General features: G+C 39.3%; 21 protein-coding genes. 9 read left to right on the forward strand and 12 right to left on the reverse strand.

Going from position 1 to position 25664, the window contains the following annotated elements; genetic code table 11:
* The first annotated feature begins 93 nt into the window (after positions 1-93).
* Both ACLKML_RS01990 and ACLKML_RS01995 read left to right on the forward strand, forming a co-directional pair.
* Positions 94-1173: a PQQ-dependent sugar dehydrogenase gene (locus ACLKML_RS01990; protein ID WP_413283418.1), complete on the forward strand. Its 1080-nt coding sequence runs from the start codon at positions 94-96 to the stop codon at positions 1171-1173.
* Between the two features lie 127 nt (positions 1174-1300).
* Positions 1301-1495, forward strand: coding sequence for a hypothetical protein (locus ACLKML_RS01995; RefSeq protein WP_413283419.1), 195 nt, complete (start codon positions 1301-1303; stop codon positions 1493-1495).
* A 129-nt stretch (positions 1496-1624) separates the two neighbouring features.
* Here ACLKML_RS01995 and ACLKML_RS02000 read toward each other — a convergent pair whose 3' ends face one another.
* Positions 1625-2281, reverse strand: coding sequence for a Qnr family pentapeptide repeat protein (locus ACLKML_RS02000; protein ID WP_413283420.1), 657 nt, complete (start codon positions 2279-2281; stop codon positions 1625-1627).
* 209 nt (positions 2282-2490) lie between these two features.
* Between ACLKML_RS02000 and ACLKML_RS02005 the strand changes: the two genes are divergently transcribed.
* Positions 2491-2931, forward strand: a complete 441-nt coding sequence (locus tag ACLKML_RS02005) for a hypothetical protein (protein WP_413283421.1) — start codon at positions 2491-2493, stop codon at positions 2929-2931.
* A 44-nt stretch (positions 2932-2975) separates the two neighbouring features.
* Here ACLKML_RS02005 and ACLKML_RS02010 read toward each other — a convergent pair whose 3' ends face one another.
* On the reverse strand, positions 2976-3350 hold the full coding sequence (locus ACLKML_RS02010; protein ID WP_413283422.1) for a MazG nucleotide pyrophosphohydrolase domain-containing protein: 375 nt from the start codon (positions 3348-3350) through the stop codon (positions 2976-2978).
* A 399-nt stretch (positions 3351-3749) separates the two neighbouring features.
* Between ACLKML_RS02010 and ACLKML_RS02015 the strand changes: the two genes are divergently transcribed.
* The 3 genes from ACLKML_RS02015 (at position 3750) to ACLKML_RS02025 (ending at position 8172) form a co-directional block, all read left to right on the forward strand.
* The gene (locus ACLKML_RS02015) at positions 3750-4991 is read left to right on the forward strand and encodes a carbohydrate porin (RefSeq protein ID WP_413283423.1); all 1242 of its coding nucleotides are present in this window, start codon (positions 3750-3752) and stop codon (positions 4989-4991) included.
* A gap of 143 nt (positions 4992-5134) precedes the next feature.
* Positions 5135-6493, forward strand: coding sequence for a glycoside hydrolase family 30 protein (locus ACLKML_RS02020; protein WP_413283424.1), 1359 nt, complete (start codon positions 5135-5137; stop codon positions 6491-6493).
* Between the two features lie 32 nt (positions 6494-6525).
* Positions 6526-8172, forward strand: coding sequence for a family 16 glycosylhydrolase (locus ACLKML_RS02025; protein ID WP_413283425.1), 1647 nt, complete (start codon positions 6526-6528; stop codon positions 8170-8172).
* Positions 8173-8371: 199 nt separating this feature from the next.
* On the opposite strand, the gene ACLKML_RS02030 is transcribed toward ACLKML_RS02025, so the two are convergent.
* Positions 8372-9358, reverse strand: a complete 987-nt coding sequence (locus tag ACLKML_RS02030) for a MalM family protein (RefSeq protein ID WP_413283426.1) — start codon at positions 9356-9358, stop codon at positions 8372-8374.
* 361 nt (positions 9359-9719) lie between these two features.
* Positions 9720-11354 (reverse strand): ABC transporter substrate-binding protein, encoded by a 1635-nt coding sequence (locus ACLKML_RS02035; RefSeq protein ID WP_413283427.1) that lies wholly within the window; start codon positions 11352-11354, stop codon positions 9720-9722.
* 773 nt (positions 11355-12127) lie between these two features.
* Between ACLKML_RS02035 and ACLKML_RS02040 the strand changes: the two genes are divergently transcribed.
* Positions 12128-13129: a LacI family DNA-binding transcriptional regulator gene (locus ACLKML_RS02040; protein WP_413283428.1), complete on the forward strand. Its 1002-nt coding sequence runs from the start codon at positions 12128-12130 to the stop codon at positions 13127-13129.
* Between the two features lie 125 nt (positions 13130-13254).
* On the opposite strand, the gene ACLKML_RS02045 is transcribed toward ACLKML_RS02040, so the two are convergent.
* The 5 genes from ACLKML_RS02045 to ACLKML_RS02065 are packed head-to-tail and all read right to left on the reverse strand — an operon-like array spanning position 13255 to position 20683.
* The gene (locus tag ACLKML_RS02045) at positions 13255-16719 is read right to left on the reverse strand and encodes a hypothetical protein (protein ID WP_413283429.1); all 3465 of its coding nucleotides are present in this window, start codon (positions 16717-16719) and stop codon (positions 13255-13257) included.
* A 47-nt stretch (positions 16720-16766) separates the two neighbouring features.
* Entirely contained in the window at positions 16767-17747 is a 981-nt protein-coding gene (locus ACLKML_RS02050) for an ABC transporter ATP-binding protein (RefSeq protein WP_413283430.1), read from the reverse strand.
* Between the two features lie 10 nt (positions 17748-17757).
* Entirely contained in the window at positions 17758-18711 is a 954-nt protein-coding gene (locus ACLKML_RS02055; protein ID WP_413283431.1) for an ABC transporter ATP-binding protein, read from the reverse strand.
* Complete coding sequence (locus ACLKML_RS02060) at positions 18708-19700, reverse strand: ABC transporter permease (protein WP_413283432.1); 993 nt, start codon at positions 19698-19700, stop codon at positions 18708-18710. Before ACLKML_RS02060 ends, ACLKML_RS02055 begins: the two co-directional genes overlap by 4 nt.
* A gap of 8 nt (positions 19701-19708) precedes the next feature.
* Complete coding sequence (locus ACLKML_RS02065; protein WP_413283433.1) at positions 19709-20683, reverse strand: ABC transporter permease; 975 nt, start codon at positions 20681-20683, stop codon at positions 19709-19711.
* Positions 20684-21476: 793 nt separating this feature from the next.
* On the opposite strand from ACLKML_RS02065, the gene ACLKML_RS02070 reads away from it, so the two are divergent.
* Positions 21477-22283, forward strand: coding sequence for an ABC transporter substrate-binding protein (locus ACLKML_RS02070; RefSeq protein ID WP_413283434.1), 807 nt, complete (start codon positions 21477-21479; stop codon positions 22281-22283).
* Positions 22284-22371: 88 nt separating this feature from the next.
* Here the strand turns inward: ACLKML_RS02070 and ACLKML_RS02075 are convergent, their stop codons facing one another.
* From ACLKML_RS02075 to ACLKML_RS02085, 3 genes are all read right to left on the reverse strand, one after another.
* Entirely contained in the window at positions 22372-22656 is a 285-nt protein-coding gene (locus ACLKML_RS02075; protein WP_413283435.1) for a hypothetical protein, read from the reverse strand.
* Between the two features lie 184 nt (positions 22657-22840).
* Entirely contained in the window at positions 22841-23599 is a 759-nt protein-coding gene (locus tag ACLKML_RS02080; protein ID WP_317715641.1) for a DeoR/GlpR family DNA-binding transcription regulator, read from the reverse strand.
* A gap of 14 nt (positions 23600-23613) precedes the next feature.
* Positions 23614-24528 (reverse strand): PfkB family carbohydrate kinase, encoded by a 915-nt coding sequence (locus ACLKML_RS02085; protein WP_413283436.1) that lies wholly within the window; start codon positions 24526-24528, stop codon positions 23614-23616.
* Between the two features lie 188 nt (positions 24529-24716).
* Here ACLKML_RS02085 and yihU point away from each other — a divergent pair, with 188 nt between their 5' ends.
* Positions 24717-25610 carry a sulfolactaldehyde 3-reductase gene (gene yihU, locus ACLKML_RS02090; RefSeq protein WP_413283437.1) on the forward strand — a complete coding sequence of 298 codons (894 nt, stop codon included), beginning with the start codon at positions 24717-24719 and terminating at the stop codon, positions 25608-25610.
* Positions 25611-25664: the final 54 nt, after the last annotated feature.

Below are 25664 nucleotides of genomic sequence, written 5' to 3' on the forward strand. Positions count from 1 at the left end.
ATAATACCTTCGTTCACCAAGTTAACGTCTAGAATTAACTATTATTCACACGACTAAAAATATCGTGGTCAATTTATTAACTTTGGTGATGCAATGAAGAAACGACTCAATGCAATAAAGATAGTAATACTGATTATTTTTTCCGTTAATAGCGTTCAAGCTTATGAAGCAGTAAAGATTGCGGAAGGGATGAATATCCCTTGGGGCTTAGCGTACATTGATCAAGATTCGATGTTGGTTACGGAAAAAAGTGGCACAATTAAACACGTTAACCTACTTACTGGAAAGCAAACCGTTATCGCGAATCTGCCGGAAGTATGGGCTAAAGGTCAAGGTGGACTGCTTGATATTGCTCGTTCGCCTTTTAAACAAGACCAGATTTACGTTACTTATAGTAAAAACATTGACGAGAAAGGAGCCACTGCACTAGCTACCGCACGTTACTCTGCTGGTACTATCTCCGATTGGAAAACGATATTCGTGTCGATTTCCACTACCGAGACAAATCGCCATTTCGGCAGTAGAATTGCCTTTGATGATAGCCACGTTTATTTTTCCATTGGTGATCGTGGCGAACGAGATAACGGACAAGACCTCACCTCTCACGCGGGCAGTATTGTACGTTTAAATCCAGATGGCAGCACGCCATCTGACAACCCTTTTATCGGAATAAAAGATGCTCTAGAACAAATATGGAGCTATGGTCACCGTAATCCACAAGGCCTATATTTTGATTCTAAGACTCAAAACCTCTGGTCAATTGAACATGGACCCAGAGGGGGTGATGAAATTAACCTAATTAATAAAGCAAACAATTACGGCTGGCCAATAACCTCTCATGGTAAAGAGTATTGGGGACCAATTAGCGTGGGTGAATCAACCGAAAAACAAGGTATAACCTCACCAACTAAGGTGTACATACCGTCAATCGCACCAAGCAGCCTACTTCTCTATCGTGGTACACAGTTTCCTAAACTCAATGGCAAATTATTGTCTAGTGCGTTAAAGGCAATGCATATTAATGTTGTAACCTTGGACGCTCAGAACAATGCAGTAAAAGAAGAGCGGATTCTAGTCAATCTTGGGGAACGCATTCGAGACATTGAAACGTCTCCTAGCGGTGAACTGTTTTTCAGTACCGACAACGGCAACCTATACAAACTTGCACCATAGTAGGTCTCCTTGTTGTTATGCCTAAAGATGATATAACCGACTAAACTGTAATGAAAATCTTGACCATTATTGTTTTTAACCGTGTAATAATATTCATTATTAAATGTTTCATTAGGATAAGCATTAAATGCTAGATAACTTTAAAAAAAATTTACGAGGTCACCTAACAGGAATTACTGTCGGATTTTGGATGACAACCATATTAGTAGCAATGAACAATCCGTTAGATTTCTACGGAACTTGGATTTGTGTGGCGATTGCCGCCACGTTAACGACAGGTTTGATTGTTACGCATAAAAAACCACTGACCAATAATAAGTAAGTAGAATAAGTCGTGCGCTACAAAAAATAATGTGTAATACAAAAATAATGTGTGATACAAAATAGTGCGTAATACAAGGTAGAGCAAGGACGCTCATATTTTTATTCCACCTATTGCAACGTTGTCCTTCTAGTCAGGAAAAACCACAATACCTAATGTATTCAACAACTGCTCTTGTTGCCACTCACATATTTTTACACCACTTAGATCAACCTTGCGTGGATCTAGACCTTCTAGTTCCGTATGGCTTAAATTGCAGCCTTGCATTAAAAACTGTCCCCAACAATCATTAGAAAATGTTCCGCGACTTAAGTCTGACTCCTTCAAAGACGCTCCTTGCAAATTGGTACCAATCCATCGATTCTCGAATAATTCGCATTTTTCCAAACTTTGTTTCTCTAAATTAGCATACGAAAGATTACAACCCGTAATATATGCAGAACAAAAAAAGACCTTATGATTTACTTGATTTGCAAAGCTCGCTCGGACGAAATTTGCACCTTTAAGGTCGCAATCTCTAAATTCGATACCAAAACAATTTGCGCCTTTAAAATTTGCCATTGATAACTGACAACCTTTAAAAGAAGCCTCTCTAAGGTCACAGAAACTAAAATTACACCCTTCAAGGTCACCTTGTTTAATAAAGATACAATCAACGAATTGCGTATCTCTCAAATCTGTTTTTGAAAAATCACAGCGAACAAAAGTACATTTTTCAAAATAATGATTACTTAGATCTTGATTGATAAAATCGTTTTTATCAAAAATTTGATTATTTTTATTCATAAAAATCCTAAGTTGGAATGGAATTCATTTTGATAGGTACACAGCACACGTCCTCTGGCATAGCACATATACAGTAGCAGAATAGTCACATGTCAAACTGTACCGTTCTGAGCATTAAGTGATATTAAATTAAAAAATTTGGTTCTGTATGAAAGAAAATGTGATCTAACACGGTCTTTTTAATTTCACTTATGATCAAGGAAATCGGTATGCTTCAAAAGGACCAAGTAACATTAGAAAAACAATTAGGCGTTTGTTTGCTCGCTTTGCGAGTCGGCATCGCGGTGGTATTTATGGCGTGGGCGTTAGATAAAGTCATGGTACCTGAACACACAGCTAGAGTTTTTTCTGCATTCTATAATATTAGTTTACCAACTAGTGTCGCGGTTGGATTAGGTATCATGCAAGTGTTATTTATCGGTGCATTCACATTAGGGCTATGGAAAAAAGTCACCTATTTGGCTGTATTGGTGCTGCACACAGGCTCTACTCTATCGGCTTTTGGTAACTATTTAGACCCGTTCAACAATCTATTGTTTTTTGCCGCTTGGCCGATGCTAGCAGCTTGTTTTGCGTTATACGTACTTCGTGACTACGATATCTGGGTATTAGGTAAAAACAAACTTAAAACTCAAACCAGTGTAGCTTAATAATAAGGGCTTATTTACATTTCAAATAAGCCCTTTCTTTATTTTTATTTGTTGATTCGCTTTGCCTGTTCTTCTGCTAGCACGACATTTTGCAGCGCTTTAATCTCTTGCCATTGTTTACCGGCTTCGATTCCAGATACTCGTTGCTCATATTTATTACAAGCACGTTGCAAAACAGAAGCAACATTTATCCCTTTTTCTTGCTCTAAAGCGACCAGCATATTTAGGTAATCCCACAAAACATCACCTAATTCATCTTCTAAATAACACACTCTTCCTTGAGGTAATTCTTCGACCACTTCATCAATTTCATTTTTAATTTCATCGATATAAGTCTGCGCGCCATTTGACCAACTACTGGTTTTATCAAACTCAGCTTTGCGCTGTGCAATTTTAAGTAATGTTTCAAACGCTTCCATTATTTGTCTCTTGTTTAACCAACGGGATTCGGTTTAATTTAGATAACCTTTATTTTATATGCAAGATTTTACAAGCAAGATTTCTGCTAATCTTAAAATTTCATGAAGTTCCATCTGTCCGTATTTTTGTTGCACATCTTTTAAAAAATGTGACCCCTGCATAAGAAAGCGCTTTCTCAAGTGATGTGTGTCACTTTTTTATTCAATATAGGTTCTTATACTCGCTCCATAGAGAACGGTACTTTGACTTATTTGGCAATTTCGTCTGTAAAGAAAATAGAATGTACGCATTTTAGATGAAGTTTTGTTTATATTTACGCCATAAAAAGAAAGCGCTTTCTCTAAAGGCAGTGGTCTACCACTTTTATACTATGTATTTAAAATGATTATGGGGTAATTATGAAACTTTCCAAGATAGCGCTTTCTTTGATCATCGCGACATCAGGAATATCAACTTCGGCTTATGTAAATGCAGCCGCAGATGAGAGCTTAGAGTTTCACGGATCTTTTCGTGCTGGTGTCCTTGTTTCCGCTGAAGATGATGATTCTCAGCGTTCAGGTTGGGCAGGCGCGACTAAAGAAATGGTCGGACGTCTAGGTGTTGAAGCAGATAATGATTTTGGCGCTAACCTGGCAAAAAAATGGGTGCTTGATAATGGAGATTCGGTCAAAGTCACCGTTGATGTAGCAGAAGAAGAAGATGATTATAGCGCGACTAACTTCCCTGCTGCGTTCGTGGAATATCAAGGCATCACCGAAACCGGTACCTTATGGGGTGGTAAAAGAGACTATCTTAAAAATGAAAACTATATATTTATGACCGACTTTTTCTATGTTGACTACTCAGGAACAGGAGTTGGACTACAAAACTATGAAGTAGGTGATAGCAAACTATCTGTGGCTTATATGGCCAGTGACTTAACGGGTACTGACTCAGATTCCGACTCTAGATTAATGCATACACTTCATGTTGGAGCCGAATATGGAAACGTGAAAGTCGATGCCGCTGGAAAATATATGGGGGGTAACGCAACTGACACTAATGATTATGCTGAAAATGGCTTCGATTTATCTGCAACCTACTCTATGGACAGCTTTTTCGGCATAGAAGGTAATGGATTTTCTAAAGTTATCGGTCAAGCAGGTGTTGGTCTTGGTGCGCAACAATTACTAGGTGGTAATTTAACGGTATATAACGCCTATCGTCCTGGTAGTGTGACTAAGGGTGGTGCATCAGGTGAAGACCTGATTGCCAATAACTATTCAAAAGATACGTCTGCTCGTATGCTTCTATGGGGTGGCTATTTTCTTGACAACGGGATTAATATTTTCCCATCAATTCAAGCACAATATAACGATCATGAAGAAGAAAATATTTACGATTATTGGGTTTCTGCCATGGTTCGTCCTACTTTCCCTGTAAGTGATAATTTCTACATTCAAACTGAGTTTGGTTATGCTTATAAAAACTGGAATGGTGGTAGTTGGTACGAAACAAAAGCCACAATAGCACCAACCTTCGTTATGGGCACAGGTTCTGGTCCTGCCCCAGAAGTACGATTCCTTGCCACATACCTTCCTGAAGCAGATGGTGGTAATGGTGACGTAGTGATTGGTGTTCAAACTGATGTTTGGTGGTAATCATCGCGGTTAGCTAATTGAATATGGAGGAATCGGCTTGGTCTATTCTTCCATATTTTGTATTTACCAGCCTCAAAAACCAAATCATGCACTGCCTATCTCACCAATTATTAACCAAACAATTCTATCATTCGGAAAACAAAATGAAATTATACCAAACCGCTAAAGACACCGATTTTAAACTTTCAATTATTCCATCTGATGCCTTACGTAGTCATTATATGGAAGAAGATACAACAACCTATACTGATGCAGGCGAGCTGTTTGCTATTTATATAGACAGTAGTAAAACATTTCAGCGCTGGGAAGGATTTGGTGGCGCATTTACTGAGTCATCAGCCTATGTTTTAAATCGCATGAGTAAAAAAAGCCAAAAAAAAATGCTAGAAGCCTATTTTCATCCCGTCAAAGGTATCGGCTATAACATCGGCAGAACACATATTAATAGCTGTGATTTTTCGCTCGGCAACTGGGCGTGTTGTGAAACAGAGGATCCACAGCTGACCGACTTCAATTTGCAGCGAGATAAACAGCAAATTATACCGATGATCAAACAGGCACAAGCAATATCAGAACAAGATATCACACTATTTTCTTCTCCATGGAGCCCACCCGCCTGGATGAAAACTAATGGTGAGATGAATAACGGTGGAAAATTAAAGCCGCAATACCGCGATGCGTGGGCGCTATATTATTGTAAATATATACAATTAATGAAAGAAGAAGACATTACTATTTCTGCCATCACAGTTCAAAACGAACCAGCTGCAACCCAAGTATGGGATTCTTGCATTTACTCGGCTGAAGAAGAACGCGATTTTATTCGCGATCATCTCGGGCCTACCTTGGTAAAGCAAGGTTTAAAGGATATTAAACTTGTTTGTTGGGATCATAATCGGGCAGAAGCTTATCATCGAGCCCAAGTTATGTTTGATGATAAACAGGCCAGTCAGTACGTCTACGGTATCGGTATTCACTGGTATATGGGCGATAACTACGACAATTTGAAACTTATTAATGATGTGTATCCAGAGAAAAAAATATGGTTTACCGAAGGTTGTCAAGAATGCGGACCTCACATTGGTGATTGGAACGTAGGTGAACGTTATGCTCATTCAATCATTAATGACCTTAATCACAATACAAGCCTGTGGTGTGATTGGAACCTTTATCTAGACCAAACTGGAGGACCAAATCATGTGCAAAATCTATGCAGTGCCCCAATCATTGCAGATACCATTAATGACCAAGTCATAATAAATCCGTCTTATTACTATTTTGGTCATTTTTCCAAATTTATCAAAAAAGATGCCCTGCGGATTGCCATTGCCACCACCAGTGATGAGTTAGAAGCCACCGCATTTATCAACCCAACAGGGGAGATTGTCGCCGTGGTCATGAATAAGCTTGACCGTGAGGTTGTCTATGCGTTAAGCCACAATCATAAAGGGACCTATATCACTATGCCACCTCGCTCAATTCAGACATTAATTCTTGATTAGATCACCTCTGCAGAACGGACAATAGGTATAATATGAAACTCAAAACAACGACACCAAAAGCACTACTAAGCCTTATAACACTGCCTTTATTGATGGCCGGATGCAACTCAGCATCAAACTTACCTGAACAAACTGAGCCTGTACCAGACAATGGTGATATTCAAACTAAAGTTGAGAAAAACAAACACGGTTGGGCGCTTATCTGGAACGATGAATTTGATGGTACTGACATCGACATGAGCAAATGGAACCACGAAGTCAACTGTTGGGGTGGAGGTAACAACGAACAACAGTGCTACACTGCCAACAATACTAATTCTTTTGTATCGAACGGCTTACTTACTATTCGGGCCTTAAAACAACCATCCACTGGCTCATCTGTACCAGAAGACTGGGACGGATACGATGAAACAAAAACAACACTGCCCTACTCTTCTGCGAGGCTAAGAACTAAAAACCAAGGAGATTGGAAATACGGTCGTTTCGAAATACGAGCAAAACTACCGCAAGGACAAGGGACCTGGCCTGCTATTTGGATGTTGCCTACAGACTTTGTTTATGGAGGTTGGGCTGCCTCTGGCGAGATCGATATAATGGAAGCCGTTAACCTGCATACAACGTATACCGACAGTGATGCAGTTAATATTGTAGAAGCACAACAAATGGTCACGTCCGAAGGCACTCAAGCGATAAGTGCTGAAGGAATAAGCAAACCAGAAAATCGTGTGCACGCTACTCTTCATTATGGAAAGAACTGGCCTAAAAATGTCTCGTCAGGTGTCGCTTATGATTTTGGTGATCAAAATATTAATCCAGCGGATGATTTCCATACATATGCTATTGAATGGCAACAAGGTGAGATTCGTTGGTATGTGGATGACGTTCATTACGCCACCCAAACACAATCAGGTTGGTGGACCCAATACAACGACCAAAATGGCCAAATTAAAACGGGCCCAGATGATGCCCCCTTTAATCAAAATTTTCATCTACTGCTCAATCTAGCCATTGGTGGAGGCTGGGCTGCTAATGTTAACCATAAAGGCATTGATCCAACGCTGGATAGTGCGGATATGTTAGTCGATTATGTGCGGGTGTATCAATGCGAACAAGATCCGAAAACTGGGAAAGGTTGTGCCAGTAACGTAAGTAAAAATGCCATTCACAATCCAGGTGTTTCAGCCCCATCAATTAACATTGAAACGTTGGATCTGAACGGCGCCACACTAAGCATCACGCAAGGAGCAGCACTAGGAAACAGCTTTAATTTGAACGGTTGGGATAGCAGCGACAATGACAGCCGTTCTGTGACCGATGAGGGTTTAGAGATACAAATTGTTGCTGCCGGTAACGCGTATATAGAAGCACTAAGTGGCCCTCTCAATATGAGCAATTTTGCACAAGGTGAATTGGTATTTGATTTGCAAATCTCTCAATTCAATGCTCAAGGGTTAGTGGTTAAAATGGACAGTGGCTGGCCGAACGTTGCACCTATTACTATACCTCCGTCAGAACTACCACAAACAGGCAAGTGGAAAACATTTCATTTAAATGTTGCTGATTTTATCGCTTCCTCTGCAGATTTCGATATCACACAGGTAGTTAATCCAGTGGTTTTTGAACCGGTTAACGGAAAGAATATTCATCTTAAAGTAAAAAACATTCGCTTTTTAAAATAGTTAAATAAAATAATTAAAACCTCCTTAACGATTCGAACTGATGATTAAAGAGGTTTTTTATTATGTTTAATTAGCTAATTCTGTATTTACCGAACTAATTATTTATCAGAGCACTTATTTATAAGAGCATTTTTTATAAGAGCAATCGTTTAATAAATGTAGTGGATTATAGAACGGTTCAGTTTAGGTCAATTCACTACTATAATTTGTTTTGTAACGCTGAAATAAAGGCTTTTCTTGCATTTTTTGAACCAAGAGATTCGGCTTTTTCAACCATACTCATCGCTTTATTCAAATCACCTTGTTTAACCGCTTGCTGAATAGAGTCAATAAATTGAGTTTCTGTTTGTTCACTTAGTTGACCTTCTTTCGTCCACTGGATATCGACAATCATTGACTCGCTGCCAACTTCCGTACCTGGTAAGTTTGGTGAAACAACAGTTTTACTTCCGTTAGATATATGGGTAATTGCCGCACTATTTGATAGACGAGTATCGGCTGTATAATCAAGCACCAGTCGTACAACACCAGTAGCGCTGTGTGGAACTAAGTCTTGCATATAAATACGCTTTGCAGCGTTAGCGTTTCCAGATTCCAACGCTTGGTGATCTATCGGAGCCAGCTCTGTCTCACTTGCCATTGCACTATCTGTCGTAAAAACAACTAGATAACGTGCATTATCTTGTTCTTGAATAGTAACTTCGCCATAATACCGGTCAGCGTTAAACAAGCTGGCTTTATCATACACAATACTTTCTTGAGCAAACATACGAACAGGATGGTAATCTGCATCCAAAACCAATATGGAAGGAACAAAAACACTCGAAATTATCGCAGATGATACGGTAAGCTTAATATCACCTTCAGCTTTTGGTAACTCAACACCTAATACATAGGACTTACCACTATCAAATAAAAAAGCTTGGTTGGCAGAACTGATTGAAAAATCGTACGGTTTGTTTTTTTCAGCTATCCCTTTATCAACAGATTTATAATTAATTTCTGCCAAGGAATGACAACAGTTTTCGGCCATCGCTAACGCTTGTTTTTGCTCGCTGGGATCTCGATTTTGTATCTCGACGGCCCCTTCTGCTCCATAATCAAAAACCAAACCACTGCTGGAGCATCCAGAAACTAAGGTGGCAAGAGAAGCAGCAATAATCAGGCTAAGTTTTCTATATTTCATATACTTCCTTTTGAGATTCACTAGGGACCAAAGGCTATTTAATTATGGCTGTAATAAAATAGCCTTTAGTTCCTTACACAACAGTTCATTTACTGACCTAATAGAGTGCTATTATCCAATTCGCAACAGGGAGATGACTTAAAATATCGATAGTGAGCTACAATATCGATGGAGACTTAAGGCATCAATGGGGAACGATTTCGCTCCCCATTATTGCTGCATATTTTGACCATCACTGAATAGTAAAAACTATCTAGTAATGGGCTTTATGTACGGTGCAGCACCTTTAGTTTAAAGCCCAATATCGTTGATTTAACATCAAACACACTGGATTTAAAATCGGCCGCACCTACTGGACGGGTTACCTAAGGTGTAAATTATTTAAAATAATCACACGTTTCCCACCGTCGTACCAAACTGGTTGTACATAAGGGTTTGCTTCACTCGGCCAACCAACAATTTTCTTATTGTTGTACTGGAACCAGGTCGCATTAGAAAACAAAGGAATAAATGGTAAATTCTGCGCGGCATATTCTTGTAATTGATCAAGTATTGCTTGCTGCTCTGCTTTATCGCCAGTTTTCCCAAAACTTTCAATAAGTTTATCGATGGCTGCAGAGTGTACACCGTGACCAGCATGCCAGGTTTTGCCAATGCGAGCCGATGAAAAATACTCTTGATAAGCCAAAATTGGATTAGTCGCAACTAATGACCAGTTAATCGACATTTTGTAATTGCTTTGTTTTAGATTGCTATCATACACTGCCCAATCGACTGTTTTTACCTTGGCTTTAATACCCACTTCTTCATAATATTCGGTCACCATTTGCGCAACTTGAATCCAGTCAGTCCAACCATTAACCACTTCAATATCAAACGCTATATTTTTACCATCTTTGCCGTCACGGAAGCCATCACCATCTTTATCAACTAGTCCAACTTGATCCAGAAGCGCATTGGCTTTTTCGGGGTTATACTTAGTGAGATTAGCGTATTTTTCAGTGACCTCTTTACTAATGTATGTGCTATACACTTCCGCAATACCACCAGCATTAAAGTTCACGGTAGGGTATCCATACGCGGCAATATCAACAATCGCTTCCCTATCTAACGCCATTGAAAGCGCTTGACGAACTCGAATATCATCAAAAGGTGTTTCTTTTGTGTTTACATAGAGATGGATTGCATCATTAGCAGGATACCAAAAATGATGATGTTCTGGATCGGCAGCGACGAAAGTTGCTTCCACATCAGCAATAAAATTTGAACCCCAATCAATTTCGCCTTTAATAAGTGCAGGTTGAATTTGCGAGTTGTCATTGTAAGAGCGATAAGTGACGCAATCGAGATAAGGCCGGCCTTCTAGATAATAGTTCGGGTTGCGACATAATTCCATCTGTTGCGGTTTAAGGTACTTAACCGTAGTCATTGGGCCGCTGCCTACCGGGTTCGGGTTAGTAAATGTAGTCAAATCTTCTACATCTTTCCAAATGTGCTTAGGCACAATATGGTAAGAAGCTAAATTCCAAATAAACGTTGAGTCAGCCTCATTCAGTTCAAATACAATGGTCGTGTCATCTAGCGTTTTTATTTCTCTCAGATTATTTGCTGTCCAGACCCCTTTTTGATCAAATGCAGGGGCTTTTTTAGTTAACATAAAGCTAAATAGAACATCTTCAGCGGTTAATGCTGCACCATCAGACCACTTTAACCCTTGACGCAACGTTAAGGTAATAGTCTTTAAATCATCAGAATAGCTTGCTGACTCAGCTAAACGATAGTTAGTGTCACCTGTCATGTTATTAAAAACCAATAAAGGCTCAAACATAATCCCGTGCAGCAAGTCTCCTGACGTGTAAGGGTTAAAGTTGTCTACAAAACCGGTATTAATAATTGGAACGGTAAGCGTTCCCCCTTGTTTTATTTGTTCAGCTTGAGTTGTAGGGGCGAACATTGCCGCAACCAAGAGTGAAGCTACAATCGTTTTACCTTGCATCTAAGAGTCCTTATATCGTTCGATTATCTAATTACAAACAGGTGATCAGCGACGCATTAAGTCTGAGTGATTTACGCTTAAGCTTTTTGTCGCCTTTTCACTTTTTATTACTATTTTTTTCATTTCTATTGCTATTTTTTGCTTCTAACAAAAGAAAGCGCTTTCTTTTGTTAGAAGCGTAGCTCAAACATATTGGTGGGACAATGAGCAATATAAGGAAACTCTACTACGATCACATATATAAATCAGCTCTACGTTCCCCATAACAATACGCATCAGTTATGGCACTTTACACGCGAACTCCACGCAAAAAAGATTAAGAGGATTTAGCTATAAAATACAACAAGATATAAAAATTAATAATTATAAATCAAACCCAAAAAGATCGAGTAAGTAGTATGAAAAAATATCTTTTTCCATTATTTAAATATCATCTTATCTACGTTAACGCGCTTAATACTTTAAGTAACTCGCCCTAACTATTGACCAATACTTCTACTTACTTCACAATTACAAATGCAAGCGCTTTCTTTTTAATTTGCATTGCTCACGATCAAGTTTAAATAAATAGGCTAAGGGTATCTACTGGATACTATTCGATAGGCACAAAACAAACTGATATTTGTTTATATAAATAACACGATGGTGACAGTGGCCTCACTCAGAGAAGATAATAAGCTAAAATTACGTTACTATTCATTTAGTAAAGCATATATTGGTCAAAAGTAACATATTCACATCAGGAAGGACTGATCATAAAGGACATATAAGCATTGATAACGATAAAAGAAGTGGCGGAGTATGCTCAAGTCTCTCAATCAACAGTTTCTAGAGCACTCAACGGGCACAAATCCGTAAAAGACAAAAACAGAGCTAAAGTATTTGAAGCTATTGAAGCGTTAGGCTACCAACCGAATGCCTTTGCTCAAGCACTTGCCTCAAATAAATCTTATAGCATAGGGATGTTAGTCGGGTCGCTAGACGGGCCTTTCTATGGGCCAATGATGCACAACGTTGAAGCCATGGCACGCAAAGATAATTATCACGTTATTATTTCCAGTGGCAACGAACTTTATGAACAAGAACAAGAATCCATCGCTTTTTTAAGATCAAAAAAAGTCGACGGGTTGGTGTTAACCTCAGATATGTTAGCCGACAACGATATATTGAATATTGTAAAACAAATTCCTGCTACCGTACTGCTCAACCGTTTTATCCCCGAAATATCAGATAAATGCATCTACATAGATAATGAACATGGCGGGACCATTGCTGCCGAATATTTAATTGCAAAGGGTCATCGTAAAATTGGGTGTATTACTGGTCAACTCAGTAAAATCGACAGTAGAGATCGCTTACAAGGTTACAGAAATGCATTAGCCAAACATAACATCGACTATGATAGTAACTTAGTTGTTGAAGGTCGCTTTGATCACGAAGGCAATGATATAGCCGTTCGGCGTCTTTTAGATAGAGATACCGAAATGACCGCCATATTCTGTCTCAATGATAACATTGCAATGACCGCGTACGGAATATGTGCAGAAAAAGGCATAAGAGTAGGCGAAGACTTATCTATCATCGGTTTCGATAACAGTAACTATAGCCAGTACATGAATCCAAGTTTAACCACCATTGATTTTCCTTTACGAGAAATGGCTATTCAAGGTGCCACGCGGGTGCTTAATCAACTTTCAGGTAAATCGGCCATAAGTATAGATAACAAACTGCAACCTACCTTAGTTGAACGTCAATCGGTAAAAGATGTAAGCTAATCAAGTTAATCTGGTCAGTTCAATAGACAAAACAGTCGCCATAAGCGACTGTTTTTATTTGACGAAGCGAACACCAAACTGCATTCGCTATCGTTCTATTTGATGAAATCGTAGTTAATGGGTTTTTATTGCATACAATTTTTCTGTGGAACAAAAACCAGTACTTTTTCCACTTCACCGCACCGGCTAAAGATTTTTTCACTCAATTCAGCCGATAACTCAGAACTTTGAATATGCATATCATCTCCCTGTTTAAGCACCACTTGTATTTGCATTTCGTTACCAGTAATTAATTGATAAATAAAAGGAACCTGACAATAGGTAAAAGCAAGACAACCAGCCTCCACCACTTTTACAACCGAATCACCAAATACATTTTCATACTTAAATGATTCGGTTTGTTGTAAAAATTCGGACTTTTTCAGCAAATCAGGTTTAATTGAAATAATACCATTCGCTACATTTAAGCCTAATTCACCAAATCGACTAATAATTTCTTCTTTGACTTGCCCTGTCATTCCGGGTTGCTGGGCTCCAGAATGCTTTGGAGTATGAGAATAAGGATCGGTAGGAAACGCACCATATTGCACAGGTGATTTATTAAACCCAATTCCATGTCGAACGCGATAGTAATAATCCGCCAATTGTTGCGTTTCAATACTGGTTGAATTTAACGCAAAAGACGCTTGATAGTTTTCTTGGACCGCCAACAGTAGTTTCGACACCATATGCCAATAAATACTGCCTAACCCTTCATAACCAAACATAGTGCCAGAACGGCCTGTAAATGCTCGATGATTAAAGACTTGTTCATAAATAGCCAATACCTCTTGAACCGTATCTTCTGTTATTTGCTTGTATTCATCAATAATCGATTCTGCTGTATCCTTCAGTATGCCGCTGTTTTCAAAGTTTGCGTTGAAATGCACATCACCATTACTATCCACATTAACGATTCGTTTATCTCCTTGTTCAATCATTTGTGATAACCACGCGTTCTCTTTGACTAAGTCAAAGGGAATACGGTTCTTATCAATGAAATGAGTCAAGTCTCGGTCTGGATAAAGCATAAAGCTGTGTTGATCTTTACGATACATTTCGCTATTAAACAGGTTATCGAGTAATTCCACCGCCTGCTTTGGTGTAAGCACACCAGAACTGAGTATCGCTACCTGCCCTTCAAGCATCGGATACAACTCTGAAACTTCTACCTGCTCACTGGTGTAGTTAATAATGTTATAAGCGTTATACAAACCATCTGTGCGCTTGTTATTAGCAATTGTATCGTCAAGAACCGTCAAACAGATATCCATCATTTTTGCAATGTCGGCGACTTCAACATTGGTTTTGCCAGAAAAACCATTCATACGGTAAACTTTTTGACGATACTCTTCTGCCGCTTTTTCTAATTTGGTTAAAATAGCTTTACGAGTTTGGCGTGTTACCGTTTTTTGGACAATTTCTAACGCAGCTTCAGATAAAACCTTACTGGTTGCAAGCATCCATACTGACACTTCTTTTGATAATGCAATAGTCGATAATGCCGATGAACCTGATGCTTGAGCAAGCAACCTTTGTACAAAACGGACATAACGACGCATGTAGTACAAAGTGACCATAGATAAACCATTACCGACGATTGCGTTATTCGCATCATTCCATTCTGGTCGCTGTGTATTAAGCCAAATACCGCCATCTAAAACCAGGTTACTCAGTTTAGCCAATAAAGGGACCATTATTTTTTCTAATAAATTAACCAGATAAACATTTTTACCATCATGCAGAATTAAGCGACCATCACTGCCTAATTCACTTACTCTATGTTCAATCAGTCGCTGCTTGTCACTATTAAAAACGACAGTATCTTTTGGGTTGGCAAACAGTTCATCAACGGTGCACAATTCATAAGGAACATTCGCATAACTGTACAACTCTTTATCTAGTAAATTAACTAGGTCGTCAGGGCTATATTTATCTGCTAATTCCAAGAACTTAAGCAAATAAATAATCTGATGGTCCCCCCAATAACCAATATTGCTCCATGGGTCTTCAGGATCAAGCAACTCCCAATCCACACCATCTTTGGTAATGCGGTAAGGATTGTAACCATCCGCTGTTGATGCGTTGACAAATTTGGCAATAAAAGAACAGATAAAACCAGGATAACTTAATGCAGAGGCTTCCCAGTTTTGAAAAATATCCCGCCAGTTACCCTGATAAGATAATAATCGCGCGCCATTCTCATCTTTTACTTTAATTTCATAATGATTCCAAGGTCGGCTAGGATCCCCATGGCGACGGCCAAAAGTCAACGGCAGATATTCGTAACACAGACGTGTTAATTGCGCATCGCCTACTTGTTGCGACTGGTCAAGTAAATCATCATGCGAAATTACCGCAGGTAGTGAGTCAAAAAAGGACTGATGTCGCTCTACAACCTCCACGTTAGAGGCTCGCATGGTTTTCACCACATCGACAGTATCTAAATCATAATTGCTGTCAAAAACACCACCCCGCATATTGTTAAACAATACATTGGCATAGTGGTGAACGCTGGTGTTCTCCTCAGAGGTTAATTGCCATGCATCTGCGCCCGACATTAAGCTCATAAGTTCACTGTTATTATCTACAATACTTCGTTCGATATCGGAATTTAGTTCACTTTTATCACAGAGTAATGAGCTAAGACTAGTAATATCAGCGTGAGTTTTATCAATATCAGCCACGATTTTCCATGAATTAGTTTGTAACGAATCTAGGGTAATATTCTTATGGATAAAGTACGCACCGCGAAGACCTTTAGTCAGTTGCTCTGGACTGATAGCCCGACCTTTACGAAAAGCGTTCAGCTGTTGACTAGAAAGTAAAACATCAACTTCATCATTATCGACATTAAACACGGTTGTGGCTCGCAATGATTCAGCTGGTTCTGCTTTATCGCTTAGCATCGCGTACATACTAAACAATGCCAGTGATGACCCAGGCACCAACTCGTTCCATTTATAAGCATCAACCAATGCACTTCGGGTTTGCAATGCTGGTAACGGCGCACCAGGAGGTAATATATTTTGAATACCATCAAGCACTTCAACTTGACGAGGTTGCGACGCTAAGTTGATTAACTCAGATTTACGAACGAAACCAAATTTGTCAGTGGTATTCCAGCTGTATTGGAATTTCAGCTGTAAGCTATGATTAATTTCTTCAAAGGTGATTTTATCACCCACACTATTCTTATATAAATTTCGTTGCGTATGATACAAACCATCATGCTGTTGGTTAAACGGTTCCCAATTAACCACGCCGCGATCGCTACTCAAGCGTATCACTGTTTTAGCGCCTGTATTCTCGGCGCTTTCATGGATATGATCTACAGACCGATAAGGAAAAAGAGCATTTTCTGGTCGAACTCTACCCGCGGATAAACAACCCGTAGAAGAAATAAACAGCCAATGATTACTTGCTGACACGACACTGATAAAAAATGGTGCCATTTGATCGACATTTTCAATTTTATAAAATCGTTCGCCGGCAAGATCAACGAATTCGCCATTAACTTTTTGTGACTCTATATTTAATGAATGTTGCATAATAATACCAATAGTACGGAGCGCACTTGTGCACTTAATTTAATAAATTATAGGTGATGACAGCGAGCAAAGTGTTCTTTGCCAATTTGAGTCGCAGCGGGCATAGATTGCGTGCATTTTTCCGTCGCTTTCAAGCATCGCGTAGAGAATGGACAACCAACACTGCTTGGTTTCCAGAGCGGAATTTCACCCTTTTTAACTGTTAATTCTCTACGACCCGATTTACCTACCTCGGGAACCGCTGATAAAAGTAGCTGAGAATACGGATGTTGTGGATTTTGGGTAACACTGTCACTATCGCCCCACTCAACCATATGCCCAACGTACATAACGGCGGTTTTCTCAGCAAAATATCGCGCGGTTGCAATATCATGGGTAATATACATAAACGAGATGCCGTGCTTGTCTTTCAAATCAGACATCAAATTTAGAATACCTAATCGAACCGACACATCGAGCATTGAAATAGGCTCATCAGCCAAAATAACTTCCGGATCAACCGCTATTGCTCTCGCAATTGCAACGCGTTGCCTTTGACCACCACTCAATTCATGTGGGTACTTTTCTGCCGTCTCTTTCACTGGTGACAAGCCAACCAACTCTAACAATTCATAGACTAAATTCGCCACGTTTCGCTTATTTGTACGTTTGTGAATCAGCAGAGGTCGTGCGATGTGATGATATATGCTGTGTACCGGATTTAACGATCCAAATGGGTCTTGAAAAATCATCTGTACTTGACGTGCGTACTCTAACTCACCATTTTTATCAATATAGTCTTGTAATGGCTGACCTTTAAAAGTGACATCGCCACCAGTTTTGTCATAAATACGAGTCAGTATACGGGCTCCAGTACTTTTACCAGAACCAGATTCACCAACAATAGCGAGTGCTTCACCTTTGCGCAGTTCAAAGCTAACGTCATTCACTGCACGCATTAGATTGCTTTTAGCAGACTGGCCAACTGGGAAATCTTTGATCAGATGATTCACCGACAGAATCACTTGTTTTTCTTTTGTCTGTTGCATAATTTATCTCCTACACAAGATGACATGACACGTGGTGGTCCGCATCTAGCCTAGATAGTGTTGGTTCCGTTGCTTTACAATCGGCAAAGCAGTGTGAACAACGATCTTGAAAATTGCAGCCTTGAGGTATACTTAACAAGTTAACCGGATTGCCGGGAATACCATATAAACGTTCTTTCGGTCCATGAATGGTTGGAAATGATGAAATTAATCCTTGAGTATAAGGGTGCTGAGGCAAACTAAATACTGTCTTAGCGTCTCCTAACTCAATCAAGTTTCCTGCATACATAACACCAATTCTGTCGGCTATTTCTCCCATCAAACTTAAGTCATGACTAATAAACAATATTGAGAAACCAAATTTAGTCTTAAGATCGTACAACTCATTTAAAATCTCCCGCTCAACGACCACATCCAGCGCAGTTGTAGGCTCATCCATGATGATCAACTTAGGTTCAAGAGCCAAAGCAATGGCGATAACTACTCGCTGTCTCATTCCCCCACTCAGTTGATGTGGAAAGCTAGAGAACCGGTCAGCGTGAATACCGACCACTTCCAGTAGTTCGGTCGCTTTTTGGTATGCTTGCTTTTTACTCACTGGTTTATGAGCTAGAATCACGTCGGTTAATTGTTCACCAATAGTAATAACTGGGTTTAACGAATTCATTGCACTTTGAAATACTATCGACACATCATTCCAGCGAAAATCTCTTAATTGTTTATTATTCATTTTTAGGACATCTTTGCCCTTATATAAAATCTCTCCATGTGAAATCAGCGCAGGAGCCTTGTGTAGCCTTGAAATAGCAAATGCTAAGGTACTTTTTCCACAGCCAGATTCTCCTGCAATACCCAAGGTTTCTCCGGGTGCAATAGCAACACTGACATTATTAACCGCTCTAGCAATGCCGTTTGGAGAGACATAGTCGACACAAAGATTATTAATTTCTAATAAGTTACTCATCTTAAACCCCTACGAATATCGGCTTCTTTTTTCAGCTTGTGCCAAATTTTAATATGTGGACCAGTCTTAAGTTTTGGGTTACTGACTTGGTCAATAGACATATTAATCAACGCCAATGCTCCCCCAGTTAATGCCAGAGCCATTGCAGGAACAATCATTTCCCACCATGCGCCGGTATACAAAGCGGACGAGGTTTGTGCCCAATATAACATCGACCCCCAACTCACTTCGGTTGCATCGCCTAACCCTAAGATACCCAAGCCAGCTTCCGCCCCCATGGCATAAATAACCGTGCCTAAAAAACCACCAAAAACAATGGAGATAAGGTTCGGTAATATTTCAACAAGAATGATCCGAATTTTAGATTCGCCCATCACTTCAGCTGAAATGATGAACTCTTTATTTCGAATCGCCATGGTTTGTGCTCGAATAACCCTTGCCCCCCATGGCCAGGATGTAACCCCAAGCAATAAAGTGATAACCATTGAGCCAACTTGGCCAAGAAATGCAGCGAGCACAATCAATAAAGGCAATTGAGGAAACACCAAAAACACATTAGTTAAAAAATTCAATCGTTCATCAATTTTTCCGCCAAAGTAGCCCGAGGACACACCAATAATTACGGCGAAAGTCATGGCAATAATTCCAGCCGAAATAGCAACACTTAACGATTTTCTAGCTCCATACAAAACTTGGCTGTAAACATCACGTCCACTACGGGTCGATCCCATAATATATTCTGCATTCGGTGCAACATGTGGTCTAGCAACCCGTTTTTCTGGGTTATGAGTAGCAAACACTGGAGCTAAGATCGCACCAGAGAGAATCACTGCTAACAACAAACCTCCGATGATTGCTGGTGGATTCCCATAGAAAAAAGCGTATATTTTATGCAAGACACTTTTTACTTTTTTATAGGTAAACCTTGCTTGTTTAAGGTCACTATCGCTCGGGTTTTGATTTGGTTGATTAGATATTAATTTGTCCATGATGCGGCCTAGTTTGAAATTCGTGGGTCTAGCCAAACGTATAACAGATCAGCAATGAAGTTAGCGGTTAATACAGCGGTAACTAAGATAAGCAAAATTGCTTGAATCAGAGGGTAATCGCGCGCAACAATCCCTTTGAGCAGGATATTGCCCAACCCTTGATAGTTGAATACCACCTCGGTCATTATTGACCCAGCAAAGGAAAATCCGATAGCCATGGCAATCGCCGTTGCAACAGGCAAAATTGCATTTCTTCCTGCGTAGCGAGACATAACCCGATAGTTACTCAACCCTTTAGCTTCAGCCATCGTTACATAATCTTCACCCAGTACGTTGATCATGGCATTACGCATGTTAAATACCCAAGTTGATATACCAACGATAACCATCGAACCAACAGGTAAAATTGCGTGTTTTGCTACACTAGTAATAAATTCTAAAGTAAAGCCCGGACTAAGCGACGGATCGTAGGTATAAGCTAACGGCAGTAAATCTAACTTCAACCCAAATATATAAAACAACAGTAACGCGGTAACGACATAAGGAAAGTTACTAATAAAGGCCAATACTGGCGGCACAACTTGACCAAAAAAACCGGTACGGTTATACGAAGCATAAGTCCCTATCCCCACACCAATAATAAGCGCAACAATCAATGAACCGAGTGCCAAAAACATGGTCCAAGGTAATGCCATAGCGATAACATCAGAAACACTGACAGGAAACATAAGTACTGATGGTCCTAGATCAAGCGTAAAAACGCTTTTCATATAGGTTAAATATTGTTCAAAAACATTCCCATCAAGGAACCCATACATTTCTCGAACTGCATCCATTTGCGCAGGATCCATCCGGCCCTGTGCAGCAGCAAACATCGCTTCAACCGGATCGCCAGGCATAAGCCGCGGCAGCATAAAGTTGAATGAGATTGCAATTAAAAATGCAGTAAAATAAAAGCCAAAACGGCGAACTAAAAACGACATAAGAATCTTTTAACCTACAAGTCACAAGCTAGCGTGACCCCTTATCAAGGTGAATGTATTAGTAAAAATCAAATCACTTAAGATACAAGCTATTGAAAGTATTCTGCTTCACTTTAAAGAAAGCGCTTTCTTTTTATTTTAAAGACTTAAACTAGCCTGTAGTTATTTATATAATCAATCAAAAAGAAAGCGCTTTCTTTGGAGAAAAGATAACTCAGATATATTGCAGCAACAACTGACAAACGTTTGAAACTCTACTGAGATCACAAAACAAAAAGGTGTAGTGTTAAAGTATATTATTATATAAAAAACAATATGTTACTAATAGATAAGATAAAACAACCAACAAAGTCAAAATATATAACCAGCTGATTTTATTACAAATAAAACCAATTTAATTCGATTTATAATGATATCGTTTAAAACAATTATTTTGTGATATATATCCACTCTTTGTGTAGTTTCTATCTTACAGATCACCCTATTCATTACATCAAGTTATTACCTATCGATTAACTAAAATTATTACCTAATCATTGACCTAACTTATTAGTACTTAGCCAATTCTTATCTAGCTTGTAGCCAAAAATCAATAGAGAGGCATAGGAGCAACAAGTAAGCCAAACCCGACCTTAACCCTGCTAATCTCAGTAATATTTGCATAATGAGCAAACAACACAAACATAAAGAAAGCGCTTTCTTTATGTTTGTGTTAAAGTAATTAGCGGCTTAATTAGTAAGAAAATTTTTGTTATAAACCTTAGTTATTCTATGTAATTAGGAAGTTAATACCATGAAAAATATACAGTTTTGGAACGGAAATAAGTCAGAGATCCGCCAAAAGTATGAGTACGAAATACTGCTCGCAATACTCAAACAGACCCAGGATAACGTAACCGAATTACCGCTAATCAATGATAAAACGGATTATCCATTAGCAGAGGATGAAGGGAATGTTTTTAACCACGGTACCGATGTTTTGGTCACTGTCGCTGGCAACGAAAAATTCGTAAACAAACCCTTTATTGCTGTCAACCAACCTATCGCTAAGGGTTTGTTAGGTTACCGAATCCTCATCACTAGGAAAGACTTCAACACAAATTCCAACCAGTCTCTCACTGATACAATTAAGCAATTGAAAGCAGGAATCCCTCAAACCTGGGTTGATGCAGAGCTGTTTAGATACAATGGATTTAAAGTATTGGAACAAGGTAATTTACAGCAGATATTTACTTATTTACATAACGGCGACTGTGATTATGTGTCTTTAGGAGCCAATGAAGTTAGTGCTATTTATCAAGGTATCAGCAAGCAGTTCACTAACCTAAGTATGGAACAAAATATAGTACTTTATTACCCGTTGCCATTAGTATTTTATGTTAATCCTAACCATCCACTTCTGGCAGAAAGAATACAAAATGGCTTGGATCAATTAACTAGTAATGGGAAATTAGATCAGATATTTAACCATTATTTCGGCGACTGCCTTGCTTCGTTACAGCTGCATAAGAGAGAGGTTATTGTATTATCTAATCCAAATTTGCCCAAAACTTTAAAGCAAGCAGTCAATCCTAACTTGCTCAATATATTAAGCCAATAAATAAGGTCAGTTGTCAAAGCCAGACTTTGACTGCTCTCACCAAGGCTAATAAACTCGCTTTGCTGCCGCCGATTTTAAACCTAATGATTTAAGACTGATGCTTAAATTGACGCTTTAAAACAGGCTGGTTAAATAACCCTCTTTCGACACCAATTCTTGCATTAGCAAAAACAAGAATACCGACAGAACTGCAGCTACCAACAACAATTGAACTCACTATCATTTTCATTGCTATTGCACTGTAAGGAATAGTAAAAGAAAGAACGATAAAAACAAAGCATAGTAAAGTTATGCCTTCGAGGAAAAACAACACGCTATATTTTTCATTAATGTGATTAGATTGCTGTGTTTGAGTTTGTTTATTGTTTTGCATGTATAACCTCTTAGATGCGTAGTGATTTGATATATTATAATCTTGTATGACAAATAGTTATTATCGTCATATTACCACACAAAGCAAGGAGGTTTAGTTCGCCAACCGTTAGTTAAGTGTAAATTTCATGTTGATTGTGATTCATAATTGTTCTAGATCAAAATAGCCACTCAAAGAAGTCATTCTAACGACAAACTTCAAGTTTAACGTCCGTATGGTTGAGCACTTCTTGAATATGCTGCGGCGGCAAATCGTCGGTAAAAAAGACCGTTGCTTCACTTATATGACCCAATTCAATCGATCCTTTCGGCGTATATTTGGTTGAATCGATCGCAACAAACACATTTCTTGCCGACTGCATAACAGATTGCGCAATGGCCGTTTCATTAAGGTCATATTCTAAAAGAGTTCCGTCTTCATCGATAGAGCCCGCACTAGTAATGAGATAATCAAATCTAAAGTTCTTTACAAAATCGAGTGCTTTTGTACCGACAATGCCTCCATTGCTCGCACGAATTTTTCCACTAGGAATTAAAACATCAAAACTATTATTACTATGCAGTACATTGGCTACACGTAATGAATTGGTAATAATTTGCAGATTATTTTTTTTAACTAAGTGAGTAGCGATTATCTCAGTAGTCGTTCCAATAGTTAAAAATACTGTCGAGTTGTCTGGAATCATTGCTGCGATTTTAGCTGCAATGGCATTCTTCTCGTCAGTTTCAGATACTTTACGTATTTCATAGTCTAGGTTAACCGTACTAGAAGGAGAGCTGGCTCCTCCATGGTGGCGAACAATCAATCGAGCATCACTTAGTCTTTTAATATCGCGTCTGATTGTTTGGGTGGAAACCTGTAAAAATTCAGCTAAATCGTCAACCGTACAGTAACCTTTATCAATAACCAATTGTAGAAGTTTGTCTTGTCTCGGATTAGTCATGGTAAACCTTGTCGTTAATTTTTAATTTCGGCGTTAACCGTATCTCTATTTGGGATACCTTCTCGCCCACCTAATTTTGTACATTTAACAGCAGCAACGGTATTGGAAAAAATAATTGATTCCCTCGCTGCCATCTGTTCACAGACGGCGACAGCAAACGCACCATGAAAAACATCACCTGCGCCAGTTGTATCGACAACATGCACTTTTTTACCTGCTTGGTGTTTTAGGTCACCTTCTTCTAACCAATAACAACCTTTTGAACCGACTGTAACATAAACCTTGGATTCTGTCCTTTTTTGAGCAATTTTCAACCCTTCAATTGGATCGCTGTTATTCGTGTATTTTTCTAGCCCTGGCTCAGAAAAGACTACATGATCAGCTAGTTGCACTAGTTCATCAATTGGATCAGGTGATAAATCGGCATCAAGCACAGAAGGAACATGATGTAATTTCGCTTGCTGTAGCGCATATTTTGCTCCTTCAGGCCATCGAACATCACATAAAAGCGTAGAATATGTGGAAAAATCAACACTTTTTAATGGCTCGATATCACGGTTCAATAGCTTATCTTGGTAATTAATGATCATACGTTCACCCGAATCATCAACCAACACGGCAGAAAATGCCGAAGAAGCGTTTTCAATTCGAATTACATTACCAATATTCACCCCATAACTGGTTAATTCTTTTAACATTGTATCCGCAACAGAATCGCCACCGACACGACCAATAAAGTCCACTTCTTTACCTAGTTTTGCAACGGCTACTGCAGCGGTAGCCGCTGGCCCTCCTCCAACTTCAAAGTATTCATTAGCAACAAATTTTCCACCTTTTGTAGGCAGTTCGTTTACTCGTTGAATCCTGTCGAGCACAGTAATTCCAAGACACGCTATCGGCATTATTTCGTTCTCTTTTAAATTAAACATTATATAACGTCACAACTATGGTTTGTATTGAGCAACATTATAAGATTTTGCCAACGTCTTATGGGATTACAATCACAAAACAACAACAAACGAACATAAAACAACAAAATGTGACATTCATTACGGTAGTTTTCGTAAAAAAGGTTATATTTAGCCAAAATCGTATTACACAGTTTGAGGAAACAAACATGTCAACTATCGGCTTTATCGGTCTAGGTCAAATGGGTAGCCCAATGGTGGCTAATCTAATTAAAGGTGGTCACAGTTTAAAGGTCTTCGATATAAACGAACAAGCGGTACAAGCAGCAGTAAGCGTTGGGGCGACAGCGGCAACTTCTCCAGCAGATGCTGCTCTTAATAGCGAATTTATCGTCACCATGTTGCCAAACGGGGCATTGGTTCGAAATGTTGTGTTCGGTGAAAATAGTATTACATCCAGTATGAGCAAAGATGCGCTATTGATTGATATGTCGACCATTCATCCTTTTGAAACCGACAAGCTGATTAGTGATATGGAAGAGCTGGGTTTCGAAATGATGGAAGCGCCTGTAGGACGCACATCCGATCACGCGATTAAAGGTGAACTGCTGATTCTGGCAGGCGGAAGCAAACAACAAATTGCTAAAGCTCAACCTCTTTTTGATTGCATGGGTAATGAAACCGTAGATGCTGGCGGTGCAGGCAAAGGCATTCGAGTGAAAATTATTAATAATTATATGAGCATTGCTTTGAACGCTTTATCTGCGGAAGCCATTACTTTAGCAGAGGCGATTGGGCTTGATTTCGACACAGCAATGTCGGTGATGAGCGGTACACCTGCTGGAAAAGGCCACTTTACCACCACTTGGCCAGGCAAAGTGCTTTCTGGTGATTTGTCACCCGCTTTCATGGTCGATCTTGCTCATAAAGACATTGGTATTGCGCTCGATCTTGCTAACCAAGTAAATGTGCCTGTTCCATGCGGCGCGGCCTCACGTGAACTGTACAACATCGCTCGAGCAGCTGGGCGCGGCCAACAAGATTGGTCGGCAATCTTAGAGCAATTACGCGTCACATCAGGGCTTAAACCAAAAATAAAATAGTACCAGAGAACCTAAGTAGTAGCTGACAACTTAAAGAACGAATTAGCCCATATA

Origin of the sequence: Vibrio sp. MA40-2 (genome assembly GCF_047302445.1) — a bacterium.
Taxonomy (GTDB): Bacteria; Pseudomonadota; Gammaproteobacteria; order Enterobacterales; family Vibrionaceae; genus Vibrio.